This window comes from Methylobacterium sp. J-078 (assembly GCF_022829285.1).
Classification (GTDB): Bacteria; Pseudomonadota; Alphaproteobacteria; order Rhizobiales; family Beijerinckiaceae; genus Methylobacterium.
Map to the genome: position 1 here is coordinate 119,925 of NZ_JAKSYI010000049.1, position 22,133 is coordinate 142,057.

At 67.5% G+C, this 22,133-nt stretch carries 13 protein-coding genes; 5 read left to right on the forward strand and 8 right to left on the reverse strand.

The genetic code is table 11. From position 1 onward, the window contains the following. Positions 1-24 precede the first annotated feature (24 nt). The 8 genes from MKK58_RS05370 to MKK58_RS05405 all read right to left on the reverse strand — a co-directional run bounded on the left by MKK58_RS05370 (position 25) and on the right by MKK58_RS05405 (position 12,376). Complete coding sequence (locus tag MKK58_RS05370; protein ID WP_243911120.1) at positions 25-3,198, reverse strand: efflux RND transporter permease subunit; 3,174 nt, start codon at positions 3,196-3,198, stop codon at positions 25-27. Next, complete coding sequence (locus MKK58_RS05375; protein ID WP_243911121.1) at positions 3,195-4,691, reverse strand: efflux RND transporter periplasmic adaptor subunit; 1,497 nt, start codon at positions 4,689-4,691, stop codon at positions 3,195-3,197. The genes MKK58_RS05370 and MKK58_RS05375 overlap by 4 nt, the downstream gene beginning before the upstream one ends. Beyond that, positions 4,688-5,083, reverse strand: coding sequence for a FixH family protein (locus MKK58_RS05380; protein WP_243911122.1), 396 nt, complete (start codon positions 5,081-5,083; stop codon positions 4,688-4,690). Before MKK58_RS05380 ends, MKK58_RS05375 begins: the two co-directional genes overlap by 4 nt. Before the next feature lie 82 nt (positions 5,084-5,165). Next, positions 5,166-5,576 carry a hypothetical protein gene (locus MKK58_RS05385; protein ID WP_243911123.1) on the reverse strand — a complete coding sequence of 137 codons (411 nt, stop codon included), beginning with the start codon at positions 5,574-5,576 and terminating at the stop codon, positions 5,166-5,168. Between the two features lie 80 nt (positions 5,577-5,656). Further along, positions 5,657-6,436 (reverse strand): hypothetical protein, encoded by a 780-nt coding sequence (locus tag MKK58_RS05390; RefSeq protein ID WP_243911124.1) that lies wholly within the window; start codon positions 6,434-6,436, stop codon positions 5,657-5,659. Positions 6,437-6,509: 73 nt separating this feature from the next. Next, the gene (locus MKK58_RS05395) at positions 6,510-7,205 is read right to left on the reverse strand and encodes a DNA-binding protein (RefSeq protein WP_243911125.1); all 696 of its coding nucleotides are present in this window, start codon (positions 7,203-7,205) and stop codon (positions 6,510-6,512) included. A 144-nt stretch (positions 7,206-7,349) separates the two neighbouring features. Next, positions 7,350-11,108 (reverse strand): AAA family ATPase, encoded by a 3,759-nt coding sequence (locus tag MKK58_RS05400; RefSeq protein WP_243911126.1) that lies wholly within the window; start codon positions 11,106-11,108, stop codon positions 7,350-7,352. Between the two features lie 29 nt (positions 11,109-11,137). After that, positions 11,138-12,376, reverse strand: coding sequence for an exonuclease SbcCD subunit D (locus MKK58_RS05405; protein WP_243911127.1), 1,239 nt, complete (start codon positions 12,374-12,376; stop codon positions 11,138-11,140). A 366-nt stretch (positions 12,377-12,742) separates the two neighbouring features. Here MKK58_RS05405 and MKK58_RS05410 point away from each other — a divergent pair, with 366 nt between their 5' ends. The 5 genes from MKK58_RS05410 (at position 12,743) to MKK58_RS05430 (ending at position 22,070) form a co-directional block, all read left to right on the forward strand. Continuing rightward, positions 12,743-13,300, forward strand: coding sequence for a metallophosphoesterase (locus MKK58_RS05410; protein WP_279578230.1), 558 nt, complete (start codon positions 12,743-12,745; stop codon positions 13,298-13,300). 232 nt (positions 13,301-13,532) lie between these two features. Next, positions 13,533-14,189, forward strand: coding sequence for a hypothetical protein (locus MKK58_RS05415; protein ID WP_243911128.1), 657 nt, complete (start codon positions 13,533-13,535; stop codon positions 14,187-14,189). A 547-nt stretch (positions 14,190-14,736) separates the two neighbouring features. After that, the gene (locus MKK58_RS05420) at positions 14,737-16,095 is read left to right on the forward strand and encodes a hypothetical protein (RefSeq protein WP_243911129.1); all 1,359 of its coding nucleotides are present in this window, start codon (positions 14,737-14,739) and stop codon (positions 16,093-16,095) included. A gap of 91 nt (positions 16,096-16,186) precedes the next feature. Further along, positions 16,187-16,783, forward strand: a complete 597-nt coding sequence (locus MKK58_RS05425; protein ID WP_243911130.1) for a potassium channel family protein — start codon at positions 16,187-16,189, stop codon at positions 16,781-16,783. Between the two features lie 427 nt (positions 16,784-17,210). Continuing rightward, a complete protein-coding gene (locus MKK58_RS05430) occupies positions 17,211-22,070 on the forward strand; it encodes an AAA domain-containing protein (protein WP_243911131.1) in 4,860 nt (1,619 codons plus the stop codon). Positions 22,071-22,133: the final 63 nt, after the last annotated feature.

The window sequence follows — 22,133 nt, forward strand, 5'->3', positions numbered from 1 at the left end:
GGGCGGTTCGACCGGGGCCGGGACCTATTCGGCGGCCGCGCGGTGGGCCGGCGGCTTGTCCTGGGTTGCCGCGGCCGTGGACGAGGCGGGTGGCAAGCCCCATCCCTTCACGAGGGCGTAGACGGCCGGGATCACGACCAGGGTCAGCACGGTCGAGGAGACCATGCCGCCGATCATCGGCACGGCGATGCGCTGCATCACCTCGGAGCCCGAGCCGGTGCTCCAGAGGATCGGCAGCAGGCCGGCCATGATGGCAGTGACGGTCATCATCTTCGGGCGGACCCGCTCGACCGCGCCGACCATGATCGCCCGCCGCAGGTCCGCGCGGGTGAGCATGCGCCCCTCCCGGAGGCACCCGGCCCGGACCTCGTCGAGGGCGTGGTCGAGGTAGACCAGCATGATCACGCCGGTCTCGGCGGCGACGCCGGCGAGCGCGATGAAACCCACCGCGACCGCGACCGACATGTTGAAGCCCATCCACCACATCAGCCAGACCCCGCCCACCAGGGCGAAGGGCAGCGAGAGCATGACGATGAGGGTCTCGGTCAGCCTCCGGAAGTTGAGGAAGAGCAGCAGGAACACGATCAGGAGCGTCAGGGGCACCACGATCCTGAGCCGCGCCGTCGCCCGGTCGAGATACTCGACCTGCCCGCTCCACTGGATGAGCGTGCCCTGAGGCAGCGCCACCTCGTTGGCGACCGCAGCCCTGGCCTCGGCGACGTAGCCTCCAAGGTCGCGACCGACGACGTCGACGTAGATGAAGACCGCGAGTTGGCCGTTCTCGGTCCGGATCTGCGTCGGGCCCCGGCTCAACTGCACCTTGGCCACTTCGCCGAGCGGCACCGTACCGCCGCCAGCGATCGGCACCTGCACCTCGGAGGCGATTGATCGCGGGTCTGAGCGGAAGGCGCGGGGGTAGCGCACGTTCACCGTGTAGCGCTCACGACCCTCGACCGTGTTGGTGACGCTGTCGCCGCCGAGCGCCATGGCGATGACGTCCTGCACCTCGCCGACCGTCAGCCCGTACCGGCCCAGCACATCGCGGTCGGGGGTGATGTCGAGGAAGTAGCCGCCCTGGACCCGCTCGGCATAGGCGCTCGACGTTCCCGGAACGGCCTTCACCACGGCCTCGACCTGGCGGGCGACCTTTTCCATCTCGGTCAGGTCCGTACCCAGCACCTTGATCCCGACAGGGGTGCGGATGCCGGTCGAGAGCATGTCGATCCGGGCGCGGATCGGCTGCGTCCAGGCGTTCGAGACGCCAGGGAACTGCAGTGCCTTGTCCATCTCGGCCTTCAGGCTCGCCACCGTCACGCCAGGGCGCCACTCGGCCTTCGGCTTCAGGTTGACGATGGTCTCGAACATCTCGCTCGGCGCCGGGTCGGTCGCGGTGTTGGCCCGCCCTGCCTTGCCGTAGACCGAGGCCACCTCGGGGAAGGACTTGATGATGCGGTCCTGGGTCGCGAGCAAGTCGCCGGCCTTGGTCACCGAGATGCCCGGTAGGGTGGTCGGCATGTACATCAGCGTGCCCTCGTCGAGGTCGGGCATGAACTCCGAGCCGAGCCGGCTCGCCGGCCACGTCGTGGCCCCGAGGATACCGATAGCGAGGAGGATCGTGAGCACACGCGCCCTGAGAACGCCGGCGATCAGCGGCCGATAGATCCAGATCAGGAACCTGTTCACCGGATTGCGGTGCTCGGGGATGATGCGCCCACGGACGAATAGGACCATCAACGCCGGCACGAGGGTCAGGGACAGCACTGCCGCCGCCGCCATCGCGAAGGTCTTGGTGAACGCGAGGGGCCCGAACAGGCGGCCCTCCTGGCTCTCCAGGGTGAAGATCGGCAGGAAGCTCACCGTGATGATGAGGAGCGAGAAGAACAGCGACGGCCCGACCTCGCTCGCTGCCTCGATCAGGATCTCGACCCGGGGCTTGTCCGGTGGCGCCCGTTCCAGGTGCTTGTGGGCGTTCTCGATCATCACGATGGCGGCGTCGATCATGGCGCCCACCGCGATGGCGATGCCGCCCAGGCTCATGATGTTGGCCCCGAGCCCCAAAACCTTCATGCCCGCGAACGCCATCAGGATGCCGACCGGCAGCATCAGGATCGCGACGAGGGCGCTGCGGACGTGGAGGAGGAACACGACGCAGACGAGGGCAACGATGGCGCTCTCCTCGATCAGCGTGCCCTTGAGGGTCTCGATGGCCGCCTCGATGAGGTGCGAGCGGTCGTAGACCGGCAGGATCTCCGTGCCCTTGGGCAGGCTGGCGGCGACCTCGGCGAGCCGGGCTTTGGCGCCCTCGATGACGTTCAGGGCGTTGGCCCCGAACCGCTGCAGGATAATCCCGCCGGCGACCTCGCCGTCGCCGTTCATCTCGGTGATGCCGCGGCGCTCGTCCGGACCGAGCTCGACCCGGGCGACGTCCTTCACCCGCAGGGGCGTGCCGGCCTCGGTCTTCAGGACGATGCTTTCGATGTCGGCGACGCTCTTAAGGTAGCCCCGCCCCCGGACGACGAACTCGAACTCGGAGAGCTCGACGGTACGGCCGCCGACGTCGGCGTTGCTCGCCCGGATGGCCTCCCGGAGCTTGGACAGGGTGACGCCCTGCGCCCGCAGCCGGTTCGGATCGACGACCACGTTGTACTGTTTCACGAAGCCGCCGACGCCGGCGACCTCCGCCACGCCTTCTGCGCGGGACGCCCCGAAGCGCACGACCCAGTCCTGGAGCGAGCGGAGCTCGGCCAGCGTGCGCTCCTTGGCAACCACGACGTACTGGTAGACCCAGCCCACCCCGGTCGCGTCGGGCCCGAGGGTCGGGGTGACGCCGGGCGGCAGGCGCTTGGCCACGGTGTTCAGGTATTCGAGCACCCGGCTCCGCGCCCAGTACGGGTCGGTACCGTCCTCGAAGATCACGTAGACGAACGACACCCCGAAGAACGAGAACCCGCGCACGACCTTGGACCGGGGCACCGTCAGCATGGCGGTCGTCAGGGGGTACGTGACCTGATCCTCGATGACCTGGGGCGCCTGCCCGGGGTACTCGGTGTAGACGATGGTCTGGACGTCCGAGAGGTCCGGGATCGCGTCAAGCGGGAGGGTTTTCAGGGCGTAGAGCCCGGCTCCCACCGCAAAAACGGTCCCGATCAGGACCAGCACCAGGTTCCGGGCCGACCAGGCGATGAGGCGGGCGATCATGGCGCCTTCCCTTCGGTCGCGGCCTGTGGGCCGGGATCGGGTTTGGGCTCGGAGAGCCCCTGCAGCGCCGCCTTCAGGTTGCTCTCGGCGTCGATGAGGAAGTTCGCCGAGGTCACCACGCTGTCGCCGGCGGCGATGCCGTCGCGGATCTCGACGAAGCCGTCGCCACGGGTGCCGAGCATGACCGGTCGCGGCTCGAAACGGCCCTCGCCCTTGTCCAGCAGGACGACTTGTTTCGTGCCGGTGTCGATGACCGCGTCGTCGGGCACCGCGACCACCGGCTTGTCGCTGCCGGTGGCGATCGTCACGTCGGCGAACATGCCCGGGCGCAGGTCGCCGTTCGGGTTCGGCAACTCGATGCGCAGGCGGGCGGTCCGGGTCCCCATGGCCAGGTGCGGGTAGATCCGGGTCACCGCGCCGGTGAAGACCCGATCCGGAAACGTCCGGGCGCGCACGGTCGCCGTCTGGCCTTCGGCCACGGCCGCGAGGTCGCGTTCGGTCACGTCGGCCACCACCCAGACCCGTGAATGGTCCACGAGCTTGAACAGGGTGTCGCCGGACTTGGCGCGCATGCCGTCGGAGACGTTGCGCTCGACCACGACGCCGTCGCGGGGCGCCGACCACGTGATGGTCGAGGGTACTTTTCGGGTGCGCTCGATCTCGTCGATGACCTCGGGCGGGATGCCCAGGTTCTCCAGGCGCCGGCGGGCGCCCTCGTAGCCGATGCCGGTGAGGTACTGCGCGGCGGCCGCGTTCATCTCCGGCGAGAACAGGCGCAGGAGCGGCTGGCCCTTGTGGACGTGGTCGCCGGTGGTGACGGCCTCGACCTTCTCGATGAAGGCGTCGGTGCGCATCGCGATCACGGAGATCCGGCGCTCGTCCTCCTCGATGGCGCCCGGCGCCCGAACCGGCATCGACAGGACCCGTCGCTCGGCCACCGCCGTCCGGACCCCGGTGCGCTGGAGCTTGCCAGGCGAGATCGTCACGGTGCCGTCGTCGGTGTCCTCGCCCTCGTAGACGGGGAGGTAGTCCATCCCCATCGAGTCCTTTTTCGGAATCGGCGAGGTGTCCGGAAGGCCCATCGGGTTGCGGTAGAAGCGTACCTTGCGGGTGCTTGTAGGCGGCGTGGCCTGAGCCATGGCCATGTCGCCGGGGCCGGCGTCGGGCATCGCCTCCGCCTCGTCGGGTTCGTCGAAGCGCACGTCCTCGCTCGCGTGGACGGCGCGATAGTCGCGACCGTCCGCCGTGCGCTTGGGCTCGGAGGCGTAGTCCGGCTTTCCGTCCGGGTCCTGGTAGTAGACCACGGGACCCGTGGCCTTTGGTTGGTAGGGCATCGGGGCCGGTGACCCCGCGCCGGGCAGCCAGTGCGCGAACCCGTTCCGCGCATGATGGACGAGCGCCGGCACGGGGCTGCCTTCATGCCCCGCGCCAAATCCCAAAACCCCCGCCGCCAGCGCGGCGAGGGTCCCGGCGGCCCATGCCGTCCGGCTCACTTGGTGGCCTTGAACACCAGCTTGTTCTCAACGGTGCCGGTCTCGCCCTGCACCTTGGCCCCGAGCGAGAGGCGCCAGCCGCCGGCCATCGTCAGCTTCGCCTTGAACCGGTAGAGGCCCGGTTCCGGCGACGGCAGCTGCTCGATCTTCGAGGTCATCTCCTCCATGCTGTCGGGCGCCATGTCGATGCGCTTGGCGAAGATGACGGCGTTCGGCACGGGCTTGGACGTGCGCTTGTCGACGAGGCGGACGTCGAGGATGGCATCGCCCTGCTTGGCCTCGTCCTTCACCAGCTGGAACTCGTAGTCCTTGGTGTCGGCCCGGGCCGCGGTGGTCAGGGCGAGGCCGAGCAGCGCAGCCGTGAGGGCGCGCGAAAACGATGTCTTGGACACGGTGGATGATCTCCTGAAAACGATGGGACCCGGGCCTTCAGGCGCGCGGGATCGGCCGGCGCAGGCGCCGGCGGCATCGGGTTCAGGCTCGGGGAGGCTCGGTGGGTGGCCCTTGCGACAGGCTGTCGAAGGAGGCGGTGACGGCCCGGGCGGGCACCTCGATGACGGCAACGCGGCCCGGAAGTCCGAGGGCCACCGGCAGGCCGGTGGCGACCTTCGCCAGGCAAAGCGCCATCAGCGGGCAGCCCTTCGAGCAATCGGGCATGTCCGGCCGCTCCTTGGGACAGCACGGCATCTCGTCCATGGCCATCTCGTCCATGGCCATCTCGGCCATGTCATCCATGGCCTCGTCGGGCATCGCCATGGCGTGCCCCTGAACGGCCGTCGGCGCGCGCATGCCCGCGGCGGCCGCGAATGCGGTCATCGGCGCAAGGGCGAGGCCGAGCACTGCCAGCAGCGGGAGCAGCCTGCGAAGGACGAGCCAGAAGGTCACTGGCGGATGATGCCACATCGTGGAGCGGCGAGGAAGGGACGGGACTACCGGACGCGCCGCCTGGCGCGGGCTTCCGACCATCACCCAGCGGAGCGGCGTTGTAGCGCGAGCAGGCCGGCCGAGTAGACCAGCGAGACGAGAAGGGCTCCCGCGAGTGCCGCGGCGGCACCGAATGGCCGGACCATCAGGTGGACCGTCAGCAACGTTAGGCCGAACCCGAACACGCCTCGTACCGTGATGCCCGCCAACCGCGCCATCGCCGCCCCGCCGACGCGGCGATGCAGGATGACGAAGGTGCTCGTGAGGGTGAGCGGATAGGCGGCGATGACCCCGGTCCGCGCCGGCCCCAAAACCGCGCTGAGTGCCAGGACCCCCGTCACGAACAGCGCCACGGCCGCCGCCCTGACGACGAGGTCCAGTGGCCTCGGTCTCGCGACGACGGCACTCCGTGCGAGGATCGTCCGTGCGGCGGGTCGGGTGATGAGGATACCCGCGCCGTAGACGACCACGTTGAGGAGGAACGCCATCACCGGCGTCCAGGCGACAGCGGAGATGGGAACGGCCGCGGCGATCCACGCCATCGCCGCCGGGCCCAATGCCGCGACGAGGCCCCGGTGGGTCGCCCGCCGGGCGTAGACGATCAGGAACAGGCCCGTCGCCGCGTTCGCCGCGAAGCCGTTGAGGGCGGCCCCGGCGACGAAGGCCGCATCGTGCTCCAGGACCATGAAGACGTAGACCGGCCCGGCGGTGACCGGCAGGCTGATGATGAGCGCCCCCCAGACGGGACCGAGGATCTCCGCAAGCACCGAGGCGAGGACGACGACGGTTCCGGCGGTCAGTGCCCGGACGAGGGCCGTCACCCAGATCGCCGTCAGGATAGCACCCCATCCGGCGCGACGGCGCCGCTCCGGATCCCCACCGTGACCCGTCCTCTCACGCCGGACCCGCGCGTCTCCGCATGGTTCCGGGATAGGCGCCGCGTGCGAAGTTCCCGTGGTCGTCCACCGTGAAGTACCATCCGTGCGTCACCCTCACCCGCATCTTCTCGCGCAGGTTCGGCACCGTCAGGTCGTCGTGCTGCAGGGCCGCCCCTCGGATCGTCGAAGCCCTTAGGTCCGGCAGGATCGCCTCCGCCGTCAGCGTGCCGTCCGCCGGGATGAGTTCGTAGACCTCCCGCATCACCGCGTCCCAGAAATCCCACGCACGCACGCGGCCCATCTGCCTCTCCAGGCGCTGCATCCTCTCGCGCATCCCAGCCAGCTCCTCCTGCGCCGCGTCGAGAGAAGCGAGCGCCTCGTTCAGAACCGCGTCTCGGGCCGCCAACGCCATCTCGTGGTTGCGCTCCTCGATGATGGACTTCACGGCGGCATCCGACTGCGCCTCCATCCACATGGCCGTCGCGAGCGCCCCGAAGGAGGCCTGGAGCCGTTCCGGGAGACCCTTCAAGTCGAGCTTCGGCCTGTAGTTTCGCTTGATTTTCCATGCGACCAGCAGCGGACCGAGCTCCCGGTTCGAACCGGCCACCTCGGTGAGTGCGATGAGCCCCGGGCGGATGGTTTTCAACGACACCGGCATATCGTTGAGCAGCAGTTCGTCGGCGACCTGATCGAATTGCTCTTCGGTCGGCATCGGGCACTCCAAGACACGCCCCAGCCTCGCGAGTCATGGTTAATTGTTCGTTCGTACCGATGGTAGCGGTAGCGGGTCACGCTACCCGCTACCGCTACCATCGATGCCTTCCACCTCGCCGGTGCGATCGCTCCGGGGAAGGCATCACCCCGGCAGGATGCCGTCCGTCACCCTCACGACGCTGCGCCCGTTGCCCCGGCGCTCGACCCGCACCTGCACGGCGATGCGATCGATCATCGCGGCCACGTGGGTGATCACGCCGACGCGCCGGCCCTGACCCCGGAGGGTCTCCAAGGCATCGACCGCGACGTCGAGCGTCTCGGCGTCCAGCGACCCGAAGCCCTCGTCGATGAACAGGGTGTCGACGAAGGCCTGCCGCCCCTCCAACCCCGAGAGCGCCAGTGCCAGGGCAAGCGCGACGAGGAAACGCTCCCCGCCCGAGAGGCTGCGGGTGCCACGGAGTTCGTCGCCCATGTCCCGATCGAGGACGTGCAGGGACAGGTCCGCCGCCCGGCTGCGGACGAGCCGATAGCGCGGGCTCAGGACATTGAGCTGCTCGTTGGCCAGCCGGGCGAGGTGCTCCAGGGTCACCCCCTGGGCGAAGCGTCGGAACCTGTCGCCGCCGGCCGAACCGACCGCCGCGTCCACCATCTCCCAATGACCGAGACCTTCCCGGGCGGCCTCGATCTCGCCCGAAAGGTTCGCGGCCTGCCCGCGGGCCGCGTCGTCGCGTGCCAGTTCGGCGTCCAGGGCACCGTGACGGCGTTGGTTCGCCGCGACGAGGTCGGCGATACGTGCCACTGCGGCCTCGGTCCCCGGCACGTCGATCGCCGGGCGCGCTCTAAGGCCGTCGAGGTCCGCCCGACGGGTGGCCAGCGCTGCGACGGCCGCCTCGTGGCCACGGAGCAGGCGATCACGGGCATCGCGAAGGGCCAAGCGGGTCCCGGGCGGCACGGCGAGCAGGATCATCACCGCGTCCGGGACTCGATCGCCGCATTCCGTCATGAAACGCTCGCGTGCATGCCCGGACAACTCCGTGGCCCTCCTGAACTGGGCGAGGGAATGCTCGAACGCGCCGGAGGCCGAGGCGTGGACCGCGATCGCCGAGCCCACCGCCTCGTCCGCCGACCTCAAGGCTGCACGGGCCGTATCGCTGACGGCGTTGATGCGGGCACGGTGGATGCCGGTCGGTTCGCCTCCGAGCAGGCCGGCACGCCGCCGGCGCGCATCCTTCAGCGCCTCCGCCCGATCACCCGCCGCCCGTTCCGCACCGTCCCTTGCGATCGTCGCCGTGGCCTCGGCTTCCACAGCCACGGCCAGGAGGGGGGAGCCGGCGTCCAGTTCGCCCTTGAGGATACCGTGGCGGTCGCGGAGGTCCCGGTAGGCGGCACCGATCCGCGCAACGCGGGATGCGGTGGCGTGCGGGTCCCGGTCGAGGTCGGCGAGGTCGAGCCCGGCGACGACGAGGTACGGTCCCAATTCGCGATCGAGGGACTCCACGCGGTCAAGGAGTTCGCCGACGAGCGAACGTCCTCCTGCGGCGAGGAGCGCCGCCTCGTGTCGCGGACCCGCCTTGCCCGCGATGATGCCTTCGGCGGCGACGATCTCGCCCTCTGCGGCCTCGATGGACCGACCCTGCGCCCGGATCTCCCCGTCCAGTCCGCGTACCCGTTCCAGGACCCCTGCCACGGTGGAGCGCGCCGAGCGGGCCGCATCGATCACCGCGTCGAGGTGGAGAGAGGCCTCCGGTCCCGGGCCAAGCGGTGGCACCGGCGCCAGGCCCGCGGCACCGCAGGACGAGGTCAGGCCGGGCAGGAGTTCGGCGTAGGCGAGGGCGTCGTTCGACAGGCGAACCGCCGCCTCGGCACCCTCGCGTGTCGCGGTCTCCAGTCGGGCCGTCGCGCCCGCCTCGTCCGCGATCGCCGCTGCGATGTCCGAGCCGGCCCCGGCGATTTCCGCATCGATGACGGCCCTCCGCGCGCGCATGACCTCGGCGAGGAGAGCCAGCTCGTCGGTCCCGTGTTCGCCGTGCGCGACGGGGTGGTCGGCCGATCCGCACACCGGGCAGGGACGGCCCGGGATGAGGGCGATCCGCATGTGCGCCGCCTCGGCGGATGCGCTGCGCTCGGCGAGGTCCGCCAGGGTCACGATCTCGGCACGCCCTCGGGCCGCCTGGCTCTGCGCCGCCTCCGCCGCCACGCGCCGCGCCGCCGCCATGTCGCGGGCTGTCGTCGCTTGCTCGCCGCTCGCACGTGCGCGTCCGATCTCTGCCTCGGCCCGTCCGAGACGGAGCATGAGGTCGCCGGCGGTCGAAAGCCGGGCCAGGAGTTCCCGGAGATGGGCGTCGCGGGCTTCCGCAACCTCGACGTCCAGGACCCGGCGCTCGACCTCGATGGTCGCGCGGGCCGCCATGAGACGCGATCGGGCCTCGCGTGCCGACGTCAGCCGATCACGCGCGACCGCCGTCGCGGCATCGGCCGCCGCGACGGCGGCCTCGGCATCCGTGAAGGCAAGGCGGGCCGCCGCGATCCTCGACGTCAGCGTCGCCCTCTTGTCGAACATCCCCGCGATCTCCGCGGCCTTGACGGCAAGCGGTTCGGCAATGGCATCCGCGTCCATCCGCTGGGCCACCTCGGCAAGCCCGGCCACGAGCGCGTCGTGGGCTCGGCTAAGGCCGATGCGCCGGATCCGTGCCGCCTCGAAACCGGCGCCCGCTTCCATCGCGTTGACGTTCGCGGCCTCCGCCTCGCGATCGAGCCCGGCGAGTTGCGCGTCGAGGACCTCGGCGGCACTCCATGCCGGGGCGAAGGCACGAACGTCGGCTTCCGTGGCCTCGGCCGCGGCCCGCGCCGTGGCATGCCCGGCACGGGCTTCGGCGAGCCCGGCCTCCGCGGCCTCGACGTCCGCCTGGGCCCTGTCGCGAAGCTCCGCGGCGGCGGCGAGGGTGTCCCTGGATGAGGCGACGGCGTCCGCCGCCCGCCGCAAGGGCTCGACGGCGTCGAGTTCGGCCAGCCGGGCGGCATCGGCGTCGCCGGCCCGGACGAGGGCCGCGGCCTCGTCGGCCCGTGCCGCCGCCTCCGCCAGCTGCGTCTCGGCCGCGGCCAACCGCCTGGAATGGTCGAGGGCCGAGGCCAGGGCCGCCTGTTCGACGACGAGGCCCGGCATCGCGTCCTCGATCGCCTTGACCTCGACGAGCCTCGCATCCCGGTCCCCGGCGTCGAGGAGGCCGATGGCCTCGTGCCGCGCGACCAATGCGGCGTGGGTGGCCCGTTGCACCTCGGTGCCGGCATGGACCCGCTTCGAGATCTCCGAATAGACGGCCGTGCCGGTGATCTTTTCGAGCAGCTCGGCCCGATCCGCCTCGCTCGCGAGGAGGAAGGTGTCGAACTCGCCCTGGGCCAGCACCACCGTGCGCCGGAACTGCTCGAAGGTCAGGTCGGTGGCGGCCTCGACCGCCGCGAGCACCGCGGTCTTGCCGGTGGCGATCGGGGCGCCGTCCTCGATCCGTGACAGGCTGCGGCCCTCGTTCTGAAGGCGTCCATCCGCCCGGCCGCGGGCCCTGTACACCGTCCAACGCGCCCGGTACCCGATGCCGTCCCGGCCGATGAAGTCGACCTCGGCGAAGCCTTCGCCGGCCCCCCGGCGCAGGATGGCGCGCGGGTCGCCGGAGGCCATGGGCTGTCCGCTCGGGTCCGGCACCTCCTCGCGCCGTGCGGCGCTCACGCGGGGAAACTGCCCGTAGAGCGCAAGGCATAGGGCGTCGAGGATCGTCGACTTGCCCGCCCCGGTCTCGCCGGTGATGGCGAACATGCCCGTGTCGCCGAGGGGGCCTCGGTCGAGGTCGATATCGAACGGCGCGGCGAGGCTCGCGAGGTTCTCGCCGCGGATCGCGAGGATGCGCATGGATCAGGACCGGGCCGGGGGTCGGGGGCTCATGCGCCCGCCGCGGCGCGGTGGAACACGTCGAGGTGCGGGGCGGCGGGCTCGACCTTGTGGGTCCGTAGGAAGGCGAGGCGGAACAGGTCCTCCGGGTCGCGCTCGGCGAGACGGACCGCCGGGATGCCTTCGGGCATCAGGTCCGGCACGGCCCCCTCGACGCTCGCGACCCGGACGTCGACCACCCGCACCGGGAACCCCTCGGCGATGCGATCCACCTCGGCCCGGTGACCGGCCGGCAGTCCCGTGCGGGCGAGCCGGATCTGCAGGAACGGCCGGACCTCGACCGGCAGGCCGGGATCGAGGTCGAGGGCCGCGAGATGATCGCCGAGCTCGCCCAGCGTCATGTCGCCGGCATCGGGCAGGCGCAGGAAGGGGACGGGGCGGTCGATGACGACGTGCTCCGTCCGCGCCGGGCCGTCGCCCACGGTCACGAGGGTGACCCCGTGGCGGTAGGCCAGTTCGGCGGCCGAGAGCGGGATGAGGGACCCGGAGTATCGTATGGTCGGACGACCTACCTGCTGTTCACGATGGAGATGGCCGAGGGCGACGTAATCGGCGTCCTCCGGGAAGACGTCGGACGGGACGGCATGCTCGCCGCCCACCAGGATCCGACGTTCCGCCCCCTCGGATTCCAGTCCGCCGGCGACGTGCAGGTGCCCGGTGACGAGGTATGGCAACCCCGCCAGTGCCGGCCGGGCCGCGTCGTGCAGGGCGGCGTAGAGGTCGCGCACCGCCCGGACGATCGGCGAGCCGGCCTCGTCGCGGACGCGGCCCACGGCGAGGCCGGGCATGCAGGCGGCTGTGGGATACGACACGCCGAGCACGTGGCCCGCCACCGCGCCGTCCTTGCGGATCGGCACCAGGTGCCGCGAAAGGTCGAGGGCACCGTCCGACCGCCTGACGTTGCCGACGACATGGACGCCGATGGCGTCGAGGAGGGCGCGCGGCGCCTCAAGGCGGCCGGCGGCGTCGTGGTTGCCGGCGGTGACCACGATCGTCATGGCGGGTCGGGCGCGATGCAGGCGCACCAGCAGCTCGTAGAACAGGCGCTGGGCCTCGCCGGACGGGTTCTGGCTGTCGAACACGTCACCGGCCATGACCAGGGCATCGACCTCGCGCGCCTCGACGATCGCCACGAGGGCATCGAAGACGCGGGCATGTTCGTGGTCCCGAGCGAAACCCCGCAAGGTCTGCCCGATGTGCCAGTCGCCGGTGTGCAGGACGCGGATCATGATGCCGTGACTAGCGAAGTTTCCCTGGGCTGGCGAGGGGGGAGCGTGCGGTTTTTACCGCTGACGTTGCATTTATGGTCTTTGTTTGAAAATAATTACCCGATCCAATCAAGATAATGCGGTGATGATTGATAGTATCTGATCGAATTACATGCCGAACTAGGCGTTCTCGTTCGATCCCGTTCCGTTGCAAGCCATTTCAGTACATGGCCCCGAAGCCCCAACGAGCATTGCCATCGCCCCGGAACATGGGGGATCACCCTACGGACGGGAGGGCATGACCTGAGGCGCGGGGCGGCCTTTTCGATCACCTGACCCCTGATGACGATGCCGCGCACGCGGCCTTCTCAACGGCCGGAGGCCGGCATGACCAAGTCCAGGATTTTCTTCACGGGAGACACGCACGTGGGGCATCGTGGCATCCTCTCGCCGAGGATGCACGCGGCCCGTCCGTTCGCTTGCATCGAGGAGCACGACGAGACGCTGGTGGCCCGGTGGAACGAGGTGGTCCGCCCCCATGACACGGTCTGGCACCTCGGCGACTTCTGCTATCGCTGCAAGGAGGACTACGCGCTCGGCATCTTCAACCGCCTGAAGGGGCGTCGCCTCCTCGTGCGAGGCAACCACGACAAGGTCGCTGCAAGGCTACCCTGGGACGGGCCCGTCGTCGACGTCGCCCAGGTCGTCGTACAGAATCCCGACGGGTCACCCCAGGGGCTTTTCCTCAGCCACTATGCTCATCGTGTCTGGCCGCGGATGCATCGTGGCGACCTCCACCTTTACGGCCATTCGCATGGTAGCCTGCCCGGCACCGCCACGAGCACCGATGTCGGCGTCGATTGCTTCGACTGGCGGCCCGTGACGCTTGAAGAGATCCGCGTGCGCCTGGCGGATAACGCCGCGCGAACCGGGCCGCCTGCATGATGCCCCGTGAGACCGGCCGGACCGAGGCGGGACCGCACCGGGCGCGAGAGCGGCCCTCGCCCCGGATCGATGATGTCCTCGCCCTGTCGACCGCGTCGCAGGCTGACGGCGCGCCGGTCTAGGGGGCCTTGTGGAAAAGGGCCGCGCGGGTGGCCATCGATACGCTTCACGAAGGAACCTGCCGTAGTCCATGGGCGAGCGGCAGTTCCCTCGTCGCAGGCGGAATTGATCGATGGCGCTCATCACGCAGGCCCAGGCGCGGCCTTACCTGACTGCGGAGTGCTACGAGACGGCGAAGACCGAGGGCGTGCTGACCTATCGGGGACCGGCGGTGGTGGCGCTTGCCTATGGCTGCGGCGTCCGGGAACCCGAGATGCTGCGGCTCAAGCGCAAGCATTGGCGTGTTGGCGGCGAGGATCGGATCAAGATCGATCCGGACGAAGGTCCTCCCGGCACGCAGCGCCCCCTGTCGTTCGGCCGGATCGTGCCGATCCCGGAGCACGTGGTGAAGGTCGTCGAGGAGTATCTCGCCCGACTGCCCGAGCAGCCCGGGCCGGACGAATGCCTCATCCGCTCCGCGGAGGGCGGCGATGTCAGGCGCATCGAGCTAGTCGGCCAGATGCGCAATCCCGGACGGGGAAGGGACGACGTCGAGGAGCGGACGCTGCCCTCGTTTGCGGCAGCGTTCGCATGTGCCATGGCCGAGGAGGAAGACGAGCGCCTCGCCGCCTATGTCATCGGCGGGCGCCCACCCGACGGGTCGCCGTGGGTGAAGCGTGCGCCGCCGTGGGATCTCGTCCACGCGACCTTCAAAAAACATTCCACCCTCTGGAAGATCGATCGCAGCTTCTACCATGCCATCCGCCGTAGGGGTGGGGCCAACCGCTGAAAAGCATTCCTTCGGGGATCAGGATACCTCACAAAGTGGCGCAGATATTCAAGGCCACATAGACCACGTTCGTTGAAGCGCTGTCCCCGTTCTTTCGATGCGTAGGATGGTCATTCGCTTATAGGGCTGGGGGGGCTTCTGGGTGCGGCAGCCCCCCTGCCACGTGGAGAACGCGGGGGGTAGAGCGTCAGGGGGCGGTGCAGCTGGGACCGGGGCGACGCGCAGCGCAGCGAGCGTGGGGAGGGCCCCCCCCCTTTGATGCGTCGTGGGGGCAGCGCCCCCAGCCTTAGCGCCCTGTCTGGAAAGACAGTCGAGGCTGTCGGCATGCTGCCGTCGTTTCTGTCTTGTCCGACTCGCGGCTACGGCAATATAGCCGCCTCACTGCCCAACGATTGTATCGAACTTTGTATAGAGATCGTGGCTACTCTCCTCTCGACAGCGCAAAATTATTCTGCTTCGTTTGCCCATAGCCGAAGTTCGCTTCGTATCGCTCCCTTGCCTGCCAGTTGGACCGGAGATCCGTATGTTGGTTCAGTCGCGATCGGGCATGAATCAGTTTCTCAGATTATTTTTTGCCTCTATCAGCCTGCTGTTCATAGCCGGCATGGCCACATCTGAAGCTCAGCCGCAATCGATCCGCCAACGCATATCCGGCTGTTATCTGAACGGCGCAATCAACACTCAGCTTATGCAAATGTGTACCGGCCTTGTCATCGATACCGCGACGTTTATTTCTTGCTCGCAGGGAGGGCCATGTTTCGGAGAGCCGGGATTTCAGGTTGCTCAGTCCGGCCCCCCGTTCTGCGGCGGCCCAGGACAGGTGGCGTGCCCCATGGCACGAGCCTGCGGTCAGCCGGGAACGCTGTACTGCCCTGTCCCTCCTGGCTTCGCGCAGATGTTTCCCTTCGCTCCGGCTTGCGGTGCGCCGCCTTTCCCTCACTGCTCGGCCGGTTTGCCATGTGGCATCCCCGGCGCGCTGGCATGTCAGGGAAGTGGAAACAGCATCCAGATGGCCAACGCATTGGCGGCGCCCGACGCGACCCTCAATGTCATTCTGCCTGGACGGCCGGGCACCGGTTTTGGGGGCGACGTATCCCCGGGGGTCCAGGTCGCAGCGCCGCCGCTTCCAGATGAAAACAGGCTCGCGCAATGTCGTAATTCGAGTGCAGACAATGATCAATTCATGAGTTGTCTGGTGTCGAAGGCGATGCCGCCGCAATACCGGATCGTCAAATCTTGCATGGACGACAATCCGGGTGACGGCGGCGCAGCGCTCGCATGTTCCACAGGAAATTCGAATGTTATCGATGGATATGCTCGGTACTCAGACGTAAGGAGTTGCATGGATACCTCCGGTAGCGGGAACGCGGAGGTGGCAAATTGCTTGGGAAAGGGGTTTCTTGGTCAGAACGAGCAATATTACTTGTCATGCGCAACGAAAAACGCTTCGAGCCTCGGTTCGGCGGCGGTCTGCGCACTGGCAAAGGATTTGACGCCCGAGCAGCAAATCGCTCTATCCTGCGCGGTTACAACAGGGGCTGAGCCTCATGCATTCGCTGTGTGCGCCGGCGGACAGCTTATGCAGAGAGAAATCGATAAATGTTTTCAGCATGGCATAGGAACTGACCAAGGTTGCTTCGGGCCAAATAATGAATACCGGAAATTTCTTCGTGGCGTCGATGGTCAGGTCCGGACCGCTTTTGGTGATCACAGTGTGGCCTATCAGGCTTATTCACTTTGGCAGAACAACGTTCTTGCTCCGGGACCAAATCATGAAGTTATTAAAATCGTAAATAATGGAATTAAGGATCTAAGAGAGGGCCCTGGGCCTAATAACGAGATTGTCAAAGCGGGAAACGCTGTCTCGAAAGGCCTCAAGAGCATCGGCAAAGTCTTCAAGTTTTGATCTGGTGATGGGTTGATTGTCGCCTACGATGCTAAGAATTGATTGCGATCACTTGAAAAAATGGTGCGGCTGGATACTCTCTCCGAGCAGGATGGTAGCGAAAATCCGCATTAGGAGCGGTCAGATTAACACGTCGCGCGAGCTGATAGAATGGAACATATGCTTCCTGGCTATCGCCATCGAGATCTGCTGCTTCAGCATCGGGGACAGATTTTTTGGCCCAAATATTCCCGGATTTCTCTATGTCATAGCTGGAATTTACGCCCTTGGCCGTATCAATGAGCTTGTGTTCGCGTTTTCCAGCGATGCGTTCGACCGGCTCGAAGGCAAGAAGCCTCGCATCGAGATGAATAAGTCCGAGCGCATCAAGCTCCTCGGGATTGGCTATATCGAAACGATTTTGCAGTTCGGCCTAGTGCATCTGGCGGCACAGGCATTGTCACTGCACCGTGCGTACAGCCATCCGTTACGGGATGCATTCGACGCTACCTATTTCAGCGCCATGACGATCACTACGACGGGGTTCGGCGATTTCGCACCGGACAGCCTACTGCCCCGTCTCGTGACCATGTACGAAGCGGTTATCGGTATCGTGTTTCTGGCCCTGGCCCTTGGCTCCTATTTGTCTTTTACCGTCAAACCGAATGAAGCGGGCGATGACGATAAGGGCGCAGCGTCCCCTTCATAAACCGGCGGGCGTCCCCCTGACTGGACCGCACTCTACTCGGCCTTTCCTCCCGGAACCCGGTTCCCGGTTTCCGCCATGCGGTGAAGATGGCTGACTTGAAGACGAAGAAGAGCTTCCCGGCCCGTGGCCAGCCAGCTGTTCCCGACTGACCTTCTAGGTTTCGGGGTGTCGACAGATGCCTCCATGCGGCTCATCTCCGGTGTCCACGAATTTGGGGCAGGCGTCTCCCCCCGGATTCCGAGGCAGGCGCTTGACGTCGCCTCGATACGTATCGGACTGTCCTGCCCGGAAGCTTCGCCAGGACGCGCGGCCAGGGTAGCGCATCCCGGCAATGATCAATCGAGAGACGCCAGATCCCGCCAGCGCAAGGCTCCACGACCTGCTGGGCTACGTCGAGCAAGTCGTGAGGCTCGACGAAAGAGCGGCCATGCGGCTGAGCGAGCATCGGCTCCCGACCGGGCAGGCGTTCATCCTCCACCAGCACGAACTCCATGCTCTCCCAGGCGTCAGGCACGACCTCGTCGACGAGGAGGGACCGATCTGGCTGGCGGTCCAGCGGTTGCGCCGCAGTGCGCCGCCGGCTCCGCCCGAGGAGACTGCGGAATGGCTGGAACTCGCTCCTGATCCGGAACGCCGGCCCCGGCTGCTCCCGTTTCTGATCCGAACCATACCGATGGGCGAGAAGAACGCCCTTGTCTCGGCAGGGTTGGCTCGGGTCGAGGATTGCTCCGAGGCGCCGATCCAGCCCGAGAAGGATGTCCATCTCTGGGATGTCCGGCTGCGGATCGAGGACAGGGCCGACGTTCAGGCTGCGGCGGAGGCCTGGATTACGGAGAAGTGGCTGCCCTGGTCCCTCGCGGAGGGGCCGGTACGTCGTTCATTGGCCCTGTATCAGCGTCTTTTCGAGGTGGCGCAGTTGTCCGAGCTCGGCGGCGGAGACCGGCCGTTCGAGCTCGTCTGGGGCATGGGCCTGGCGCGATGGAAAAAGGATGATCGTGAGATCGATCTGCCGCTTGTGGAGCGCCTGATCGAGATTGAAGTCGACGATGCCGGAGGGGCCGAAATCCGCATTCGACCGCGCGCCGCCGCGGCCGCGGTGAACCTTCGGGCCTATGAGGACATGGGCGTCGAGGGTGTGATGCTGGCCCACGATGCAGCCCGACGCGCCATCGCCGTTCACGATCCGGACGAAGGCATCTCGCCCTACCGTCGCGACGATTTCGAGCCGATTCTTCGATCCTGCCAAGCCCGGCTCGACGTCGAGGGCGGGTACCTACCTGACCGACTGACCCTCGCGCCCCACGAACCCGTACCCGGCGCAGGTGAGAACCTCACGGTCTCCGACCGCTGGGTGATCTTCGCTCGCCATAGGTCGGACAGCTTCCTGCTGGCGGACATCGAGAACCTGAAGCGCTCCGTGAAACGTGCCGCGGAGGAACATGATCTCCCGGGTCCGGCACGGACGTTGGTCATGGGGCCTGCGGACAAGCCGTCGGGCGATCTCTGGCGCGCCCTGAGCGACCGGGTGGGTGGGACGGTCGATCACGCGCCCGAACCGGTCGGCCCAGCCGAGGCCGGCGACCTGTTCTTCCCCAAGCCGTTCAACGACGAGCAGATGGAGATCGTGCGGCGGCTCGAAGCCACGGACGGGATCGTGGTGCAGGGGCCGCCCGGGACCGGCAAGACCCACACCATCTCGAACATCATCTGCCACTACATGGCGACCGGTCGGCGCGTCCTCGTCGTCTCGCATGGCGAGCCGGCCCTTGCCGTGTTGCGTGACCAACTTCCCGACGGTGTGCGCGACCTCGCCATCAGCATCACCGCGACCGAGCGCGAGGGCTTCAAACAGCTGGAAGCGGCGGTCCGCCTTCTTCAGTCGGTGGTCGAGAGCATCAAGCCATCGGAGCAGTCGCGGTTGATCCGGGACCTCGAAGCGTCGGTAGTGGGGCTTCGGAGCCGGCTGAACGAGGTCGACGCGGAGATCGAGCGGTTTGCGCTCCGCCAGCTTTCCCCGGCATTCGGTCACGAGCGACCTGCCGAGCTTGCGCGGCGGGTCACGCTCTCAGCCGTGAGGCACGATTGGTTCAAGGACCGTCCAAGCGATGCTTCACTCGATGCGATGCCGCGGGACCAGGACGTAGCCGGCCTCCGCTCGGCGCGCCTCGCCCTCGGAGCCCGTCTCGAACACATCGACTGTGTCCTGCCGTCAATTCATGATCTGCCGGACGGCGATGTCATCGCGCGGCTGCACGATGACTTGGTCCGGTCCATACACCTGGCCGAGGCGGCGGCGAGCGAACCCTCGATCCGGGTGCGGATCATGTCCCCAAAGGACGTCGCCAAGGCGCTTGAGGCGGCGTCGGAGCTGGGATCCCTACGCCGGGCCAAGGACCTGGCGGACGATACACCGTGGCTACGGGCGCTGGCAGAGGATATCCTCTTCGCGGCCGGCGAGAACCGCATCGTCGACCTCGTAGGACGCTTTGCCGAGGACGCCCGGCCCATCGCCCTGGAACGGGAGCGGTACCTCGGCCTTCCCGTCGAGCTCCCCGAGGCCTTCGAGCCCGCTTCGCAGGAAATCGCCGGCATCGTTCGCCGGCTGGCCGCGGAAGAACCGGTGTTTGGGTTCTTCGCTTTTCGCGAAAAGTCGCTGCGTCCGATCGTCGACGCCATTCGGGTTCAGGGGCGTCCTCCAGCCGGGCCCGGGGATTGGGCGCACGTCCGGGACCATCTGGCGTGGCGGGATGCTGTCGCATCGCTCGCGATCCGCTGGCGGGCGCTGGCGGACGAGATCGGCGCTCCCCCGGTCGCCACGGCCCGCGAACTCGGCCAGCTTGTCGGAACGCTCGACGCCATCATCGTAGGGGCCGAGCGCGCGACGCGCGTCCTCGGCGAGGCGTTCGCGGATCTCGTCCCGGGTGGCGGGTCCGTTCGCGACCTCTGGCTCGATCGCCGACGGCTCGACCTCGTCGAGAAAGCTTTCCGGAATGCCGCGGCTGCGGCACAACTCTCCGCATCGCGGAACGAGATCGATCGGCTACAGACCCTTTTCCCCGAGACAGCCGGAAAGATCGGTCAGCTCGCCCGCGACGTCCTATCTGAGGCCGTCGGACGCCAGGGGGTGGGGGCAGACCAGATCTCGTCCCTATGGTCCGCCCTGCGTCGGCAGATCGACGACCTGGGTCAGGGCCGGGGGCAATTCGAGGTGGTCCGATCGATCACCGCGGTCATCCGCCAAGGCGGTGCGCCGGTCTGGGCCTCACGCCTTCGCAGGGAACCGGCCCAGGACACGGTAGACCCGCTGCTGCCGGGGGATTGGCGCGAGGCCTGGGAATGGGCAGTGACGGCCGCGTACTTGAGACGGATCGATGACCGGGACAGGCTGAGGACGCTCGCCGACGAGCGCGTCCGGCTTGATGCCGAGGTGCGGAAAACCTTCGAACGGCTCGTCCGCGAGCGGACCTTCTACGAGCTTGGTCGCTCGATGACCGGGACGGTGCGCGCGGCCCTGATGATGTTCGCCACCGCCCTGCGCAAGACCGGCAAGGGCACCGGCAAGGGGGCCGGCCGCCATCGTCGCGACGCTCGCTTGGCCATGGCGCAGTGCTATGCCGCGATCCCGTGCTGGATCATGCCGGCGTGGCGCGTCGCCGAGCAGCTGCCCGGCGAGGTCGGCTCGTTCGACTTGGTGATCATGGACGAGGCCTCGCAGTCGGACATACGCGAACTCCCAGCGCTGTTACGTGGCCGGAAGATCCTCGTGGTCGGCGACGACAAGCAAGTGAGCCCGAGCGCGGCCTTCATCGAGAACGCCAAGATCGACCGGCTGGAACACGGGTTTCTCAAAAGCCAGCCCTTCAGGACCCTGCTCCTGCCGGGGGCATCGCTCTACGACCTGGCGAAGGTCATGTTTCCGGACAAGCTCGTCATGCTGAGGGAGCACTTCCGCTGCGTCGAGCCGATCATCCGGTTCTCCATGGAGTTTTATCCTGAACCCCTGGTGCCCCTACGTGTGCCGACCGCACACGAGCGCCTCGATCCTCCGCTCATCGACATCTACGTCCCGGACGGTCGCCGTAAGGGCGACAAGCAAAACCCCCGCGAGGCCGAGGTGATCGTCGCGGAGATCCGCAAGCTCGTCGACGACCCGAGCCTTGCTCGCATCGAGGCGCTGGACCGTTGGCGAACGATCGGCATCGTATCCCTCATCGGATCGAAGCAGGCTGCCCTCATCAACAAGATGCTCCTGGAAGAACTTGGCGAGGATCTCGTGAGGCGCCACCGCATCGCCTGCGGCGACAGCGCCACGTTCCAGGGAAACGAGCGCGACGTGGTCTTCCTGTCGATGATCGCGGATCCAGACAGTAAGCAGTCCCAGACCGCCACCCAGTTCGAGCAGCGGTTCAACGTGGCGATGTCCCGGGCCCGGGATCGGCTGGTCCTGGTGCGATCCGTACGGGAGGACGAGCTGAAGCCGGACGACCTCAAGGCGCGGGTGATACGGCACTTTCGCGACCCGATGGCCGGTGCCGAGGCCCGGACCAGCGATTTAGAGGCACTCTGCGATTCCGATTTTGAGCGGGACGTCCTCCGACGTCTCGTTGGGCGCGGCTACCGGGTTCTCCCGCAGGTCGGCGCGCTGGGCTATCGGATCGATCTCGTCGTCGAGGGCGCGAACGGGCGGCGCCTCGCTGTCGAATGCGACGGTGACAGGTACCACGGGCCGGAGCGTTGGGCGGACGACATGCGTCGGCAACGCATCCTGGAACGTGTCGGGTGGCGGTTCTGGCGTTGCTGGTCGTCGAGTTTCATTCTCGATCCGGATGGCTGCATGCTTGACCTTTTCGAGACGCTCGAACGAGCAGGCATAGAGCCCGGCGGCGCACCCGAACTTCAGTCCGGCTACACCCTGCACCGAACGGCGGCCCGGTCAGGGGAGACCGTTAGCACACTGCTTAACATCTCGATCAACGAAGGTGCCGCCGCACCTCGCACGGAAAACGGGTCGCGGGAGGGCCCTGGAGCCCAAAAGAACGATCAGTCTTCTGGAGGGGTCAGGGCGGGGGATCGGGTCGTGTTGCGCTACCTCGACGACAATAAGACCGTGACCTTCACGCTGGCCCATGGGCACCACGACGACGCCAATGGCCGGCTTCCCGTGAACTCCCCGTTGGGGTCGAAGCTGCTTGGGGTCTCCGAGGAAGACGAGATCGAGTTTGATGCGGGCGGCCGCATCAGACGCGTACTCGTACTGAGGACAGAGCGACCTCACGCGGTTCAATGAGCGCATGTCACTGTATTTAAGTATGCAGGACGGTCAATATCTGACGCTGATCGGCCATTAAGG

Excerpts from the sequence above, each read along its gene's own strand:
- MKK58_RS05370 (WP_243911120.1), bottom strand. The coding sequence starts at position 3,198 with ATGATCGCCCGCCTCATCGCCTGGTCGGCCCGGAACCTGGTGCTGGTC.
- MKK58_RS05395 (WP_243911125.1), bottom strand. The coding sequence starts at position 7,205 with ATGCCGACCGAAGAGCAATTCGATCAGGTCGCCGACGAACTGCTGCTC.
- MKK58_RS05400 (WP_243911126.1), bottom strand. The coding sequence starts at position 11,108 with ATGCGCATCCTCGCGATCCGCGGCGAGAACCTCGCGAGCCTCGCCGCG.
- MKK58_RS05405 (WP_243911127.1), bottom strand. The coding sequence starts at position 12,376 with ATGATCCGCGTCCTGCACACCGGCGACTGGCACATCGGGCAGACCTTG.
- MKK58_RS05410 (WP_279578230.1), top strand. The coding sequence starts at position 12,743 with ATGACCAAGTCCAGGATTTTCTTCACGGGAGACACGCACGTGGGGCAT.
- MKK58_RS05415 (WP_243911128.1), top strand. The coding sequence starts at position 13,533 with ATGGCGCTCATCACGCAGGCCCAGGCGCGGCCTTACCTGACTGCGGAG.
- MKK58_RS05420 (WP_243911129.1), top strand. The coding sequence starts at position 14,737 with ATGAATCAGTTTCTCAGATTATTTTTTGCCTCTATCAGCCTGCTGTTC.
- MKK58_RS05425 (WP_243911130.1), top strand. The coding sequence starts at position 16,187 with ATGGTAGCGAAAATCCGCATTAGGAGCGGTCAGATTAACACGTCGCGC.
- MKK58_RS05430 (WP_243911131.1), top strand. The coding sequence starts at position 17,211 with ATGCGGCTGAGCGAGCATCGGCTCCCGACCGGGCAGGCGTTCATCCTC.